Annotated in this window: 5 protein-coding genes; 2 read left to right on the top strand and 3 right to left on the bottom strand. The window is 63.8% G+C overall.

The features are described 5' to 3' along the window. Both VMR39_RS00425 and VMR39_RS00420 read right to left on the bottom strand, forming a co-directional pair. On the bottom strand, window positions 1–791 hold a 791-nt coding region (locus tag VMR39_RS00425), incomplete at its 3' end, for a TonB-dependent receptor plug domain-containing protein (RefSeq protein WP_325413287.1). 80 nt (window positions 792–871) lie between these two features. Further along, entirely contained in the window at window positions 872–1534 is a 663-nt protein-coding gene (locus VMR39_RS00420; protein WP_325413285.1) for a type IV toxin-antitoxin system AbiEi family antitoxin domain-containing protein, read from the bottom strand. Window positions 1535–1729: 195 nt separating this feature from the next. On the opposite strand from VMR39_RS00420, the gene VMR39_RS00415 reads away from it, so the two are divergent. Further along, on the top strand, window positions 1730–3064 hold the full coding sequence (locus VMR39_RS00415) for a HAMP domain-containing sensor histidine kinase (protein WP_325413283.1): 1335 nt from the start codon (window positions 1730–1732) through the stop codon (window positions 3062–3064). 3 nt (window positions 3065–3067) lie between these two features. On the opposite strand, the gene VMR39_RS00410 is transcribed toward VMR39_RS00415, so the two are convergent. Next, complete coding sequence (locus VMR39_RS00410; protein ID WP_325413281.1) at window positions 3068–3733, bottom strand: response regulator; 666 nt, start codon at window positions 3731–3733, stop codon at window positions 3068–3070. Between the two features lie 440 nt (window positions 3734–4173). Here VMR39_RS00410 and VMR39_RS00405 point away from each other — a divergent pair. Then, window positions 4174–4654: TonB-dependent receptor plug domain-containing protein (locus VMR39_RS00405; RefSeq protein WP_325413279.1), on the top strand; the 481-nt coding region annotated here is incomplete at its 3' end.

Below are 4654 nucleotides of genomic sequence, written 5' to 3'. Positions count from 1 at the left end.
GGGGCACCGACCTTACCGCGCTGGTGATCGATGGAAGCAATCTGCGCTTCTTCGAATCGCATGGGGAACTCGCTAGAGTTCGCGAGAGCGGTGCCGAGCGGATCGTCGCCGACTACCGTTTCAGCGGCGAGGGCGAGGAGTAGGATCGCCGGATGCAGCTCGAGCTCGCCGACGGCGGCAAGACGCTCGTTCGTCGCGATTCTGGCGAGGGTGCCGCAGCCGAGGCGATACGCTATACGCGCTGTGCCAAGGTGCGGCATCTTGCTGACGAGGTTGAGACTGCCGCCGGCGCTGCCGCGGCCGCCCATGGTGGAATCGCCGCCCTTGACCACTTCGATCTGCTCGATCGCGAAAATCTCGCGCGACTGGCCGCCGACGGAGCGCACACCATCGATGTAGGTGCTTCCCTGGGCGTCGAAGCCGCGGATGAAGGGACGGTCGCCCTGCGGGTTGCCGCCTTCGCCGGCCCCGAAGGTGATGCCAGGAACCATGCGCAGGGCCTCGACGAAGGTCGTCGAGCCGCTCTCGCGGATCACCTGCGAAGGCAGGACGACGATCGACTTGGGGGTGTCGAGCAGCGGCGCGGTGTACTTGGGCGAATCCGCGCGATCGACCTTGTAGGGCGTTTCCTCGATCGCGGTGTCGGAAACGGTGACCCCGCCGAGGCTGGGCGTCGTGTCTTCCTTCGCCTCCTGGGCGGTCACGGGCGAGGAGGCGAAGCCCACGCAGGCCAGCGCCAGATAGGCGGGTGCGACTTTCGATCGCGAGCGACTATAACGGGAATAGGACACAAAAACCCCCTTGGTTGAAATCTTCAATGATGACGGAAGGAAATGTCGGCCGCGAACGAACCCGGCCGGCGGCCAGGTGGCTACCGCGCTTCGGCGGCAGGACCAGGTTTCTTGTAAAGCCCGGTGGCTACGCGCTCGACATAGCCGCGCTGGCAAAGACGGCTGAGCTTCTGGGTGGAGATGCCGAGCGCCCTGAACTGCGATGCAGTGGCAAACTTGCGCCCCTCGACCAAGGCAAGCGCCCTCGCCTCTGGACTGTCGGCCGAAACAGTCGGAATCTCGCGCTCCAGGCCGTCGGCTCTCAGCGCGATGCCGAAGCAACCGTCGCGTTCGATGCAGGCATCTGCCAGCACCGAACGCGGTGGCAGGCGCCCGCCATCCTCGGCGAGCGCGTCGGCGCAGGACTTGAGCGCGTTCTGGAACGGGTTGGCCATGCGTAGCTGCGCTGACTGCGAGGGGCGCTGAAGCATCGACAGCCAGCGCAGGATGGCGACTTCATCGTCACTGACGTAGATCGACCGAACCGCAAATACGACCAGCGCATTGGCGCGAACTTCGGCGGCGAGCGTAGCGAACGCGCGATGCACGAGCACAGGAACCTCACCGGCGCCGACACCGGCGCAGTATGCGCGCAGAAGCGTAATCACCCGGCGTTCCTGAATGGTCAGAACGCTGAACAGACGGCGGGCGCAACTCATCCCGCTCGAGCCCTCGCCCGGTCGACCGACCGCCTGCTGCTGCATTGTCCCTCACAATTCGATGATTGCCGTTTTTGATAGTGACTCTTAATAGCGATGCTGTGCGTATGGAGCCTGAATGGTCTGGTTCAGGTCCGGTTGGGGTTTGTCGCGGGCCGTCGGTTCATGTTCGGTTGGGGGTAATCAGGTATGAGCGTGAAAGCCCGAGTGCAGGCTGGGGAACACGAGGGCGTACCGGACATGACTCTGCTTCCGCGGTCGATCCGCAGCCGCCTGCTCCTGATCGGCGCGTTTCTGACGGGATTCGCGTTGCTCGTGGCCTCCCTGTCGATCAGCGGAAGCCTCGAACAGTTCGTGCGGCGCAGCCTCAACGACCGGCTAGACACGCAGATTGCGCTCCTGCTGCGCAGCATTCGTCCCGACGGGACCGTCGATGGAACCATGTTGAGCGACATCGGCCCCTTCACCCAGCATCGGCGAGGCTGGGGATGGGTGATCGAGGCGCCAAGCCGGACATACGCATCACGCGATGTCGCGCAGTTGGACCGAATCCACTGGGAAGGCCCTCCCGGGCGCGAGGGGCATTTCCGCGGGGCACCCGAAAGCCTGCGGGCCGGGCGTACCGACGCGGCCTATGTCCGCACCCTGGAAAAGCAGACCGCGGCCGGTGTGATCCGGATCACCGCTTTCGCGCCGATCGGGGTGTTGAACCGCCTGCGGGGCACGGTGATCCTGCCGGTAATCGCCACGCTCGGCGTTTTGAGTCTGGCCTTGCTGGCCGCCACTTTCGTCCAACTGCATTTCGGCCTCAAGCCCCTGGCGCGACTGCAAGAGGCGTTGACGGCGGTACGCACCGGCCGGCTCGATAGGGTTCCAGCGCACCAACCGAGCGAACTGGCGCCACTGGTAGCCGTACTGAACGCCTTGCTCGACGAGAACGAAGCGGCGTTGGCACGGGCGCGCGGTCACGTTGCGAATCTCGCGCATAGTCTCAAAACGCCGCTCGCCACGCTCAGCATACGACTGACAGAACTGGACCACGATTCAACGGGCCAGCTCGGTGAACTCGTCGGGCGGATTGACGGTGCGATTCGCCATCATCTCGGACGCGCCCGTGCCGCCTCGCCAGGCGCGCCAGGCAATCCGCTTGTGCCACTCGCCGCGACCGTGGACGAACTCGTTCTGGCGCTGGGACGGATTCATGCCGAACGGCGCATCTCGTTCGTCTCGGATGTCTCGCCGGATCTGGCGGTCAAATGCGATCCGCAGGATCTGGCGGAAATGCTGGGCAACCTGCTCGACAATGCCTGGAAGTGGGCCGAAAGCGGGATCACCGTTGCCGCCGAGGAGGTTGGCAGCGCCGTTCGCATCGCGATCGAGGACGATGGTCCCGGCCTTGCCGCCGAAGCGATCGATCAGGCTCTGGTGCCGGGGCGTCGGCTCGACGAGCGCGAGGAAGGGCATGGCTTCGGCTTGCCGATCGCGCGTGAACTTGCCGAACTCCATGGCGGATCACTCGAACTCGGCCGGGCAGCTACGGGGGGCCTGCGCGTTGTGCTCACGCTACCGCGCTGACCCTCAGTCCGCGGCTTCGGTCAGAAGATAACCGCGCCCGCGGATCGTGCGGATCATTTCCGCGCCGATCTTTCGACGCAGCCGGCCGACGATCACTTCCAGCGAGTTGGAATCGACGTCGGTGTCGTATTCGTACACCCGATCGAGCAGTTCCCGACGGTCCACCACGGTTTCCTTGCGAAGAATGAGTGCAGAGAGCACGCGCCACTCGAATGCCGTCAGGCGAACCGGCAGCCCGTCCATCTCGAAGTGGCCGAGTTGGGCGTCAAACACCAGGGCCCCGCAGGTCACTCGGCTGGCTGCGTGTCCGCTTGCCCGGCGGACGAGCGCGCGCAGGCGCAAGATCAGTTCCTGCACGCGGAATGGCTTGATGAGGTAGTCGTCGGCTCCCGCCTTGAAACCGGCGACTTTCTCCGCCCAGGCATCGCGGGCGGTAAGAATGAGTACCGGCAGGTCATGTCCTCCCGCGCGCCAGGACTGGAGCACCGTCAATCCGTCCACTTTGGGGAGGCCAAGGTCCAGGACGGCCGCATCGTAGCGCTCGGTCTCACCCAGATGACGGCCATCCTCCCCGTTCCCCACAACATCCACGGCGAAGTTCTCCACCCGCAATGCGCGCGCGATCTCGTCGCTGAGAGCGCGGTCGTCCTCGATCACCAATATGCGCATGTGATACCTCCGGTCCGGCGGATAGAGGGATAACCCAAACCGAAGCTGAACGGGATACCGGGGCGGAGATGGCATCAGGCCTTCAGCGATTTCGAAATCTGCGCCGCAATTACAGTCTATCTACTTCCCAAAGGTGCAGCCTCCTCTGGGCGCAGTCTTTCGCCCTCGACCTCGCCGCTCAGCGAGCACGTCCTGCGGATCCGTGGTCACAACGTGGCCATGGCCCGCTCGTGGCGTGAGAGACGCAATCTAGTTGAGCTGATTCTGATGGTATAGCTCTGATATTATTGCTCGTTTTGACCCGCCTTGCTTGATTTCAAGATTCTGATTGCGCAACGTTATTGGTATCGATATCAGATCGGATATCGATACCAATAAGGGGTCGAGGGAGTCGAAGAGTTCAGGATGCGCCAAAGCGTCCGAACTTCAGGAGGGGATTTATGAACAAAATCGTACGCTTGACGTCCGGACTTCTCGCGAGCTGCATTGCCATGCCTGCACTCGCCCAGACCGATGCGGATCCAAACGAAGCCACGAGCGAAGACATCGTGGTGACCGGCATTCGCGCCAGTCTGCAAAGCGCCGTCCAGATGAAGAAGAACACGATGGAAGTCGTCGACTCCATCACCGCGCAGGACATCGGCAAACTGCCGGATCCGAACGTTGCGGAGACATTGACGCGCGTTCCCGGCGTCCAAGCCTACCGCTTCGGCGGCGAGGCGTCATCGCCTGTCGGCAACGGTTCGGGCCTGACCATCCGCGGCCTCACGGGTCAGACCGGGTCGCGCGTGGATGGGCGCGCCTACTTCACCGCAGGCAGCCGCGAATTCAATGTCGAGGGCGCCAGCCCGGGCATGGTCGCCGGCCTCGATGTCTTCAAGAACCCGTCGGCCGAGCATATCGAGGGCGCGATCGGTGGCC

Source organism: Sphingobium sp., from assembly GCF_035511395.1.
GTDB lineage: Bacteria > Pseudomonadota > Alphaproteobacteria > Sphingomonadales > Sphingomonadaceae > Sphingobium.
Note: the sequence above shows the minus strand (reverse complement) of the source record. Positions and strands in the feature narration are given on the sequence as shown.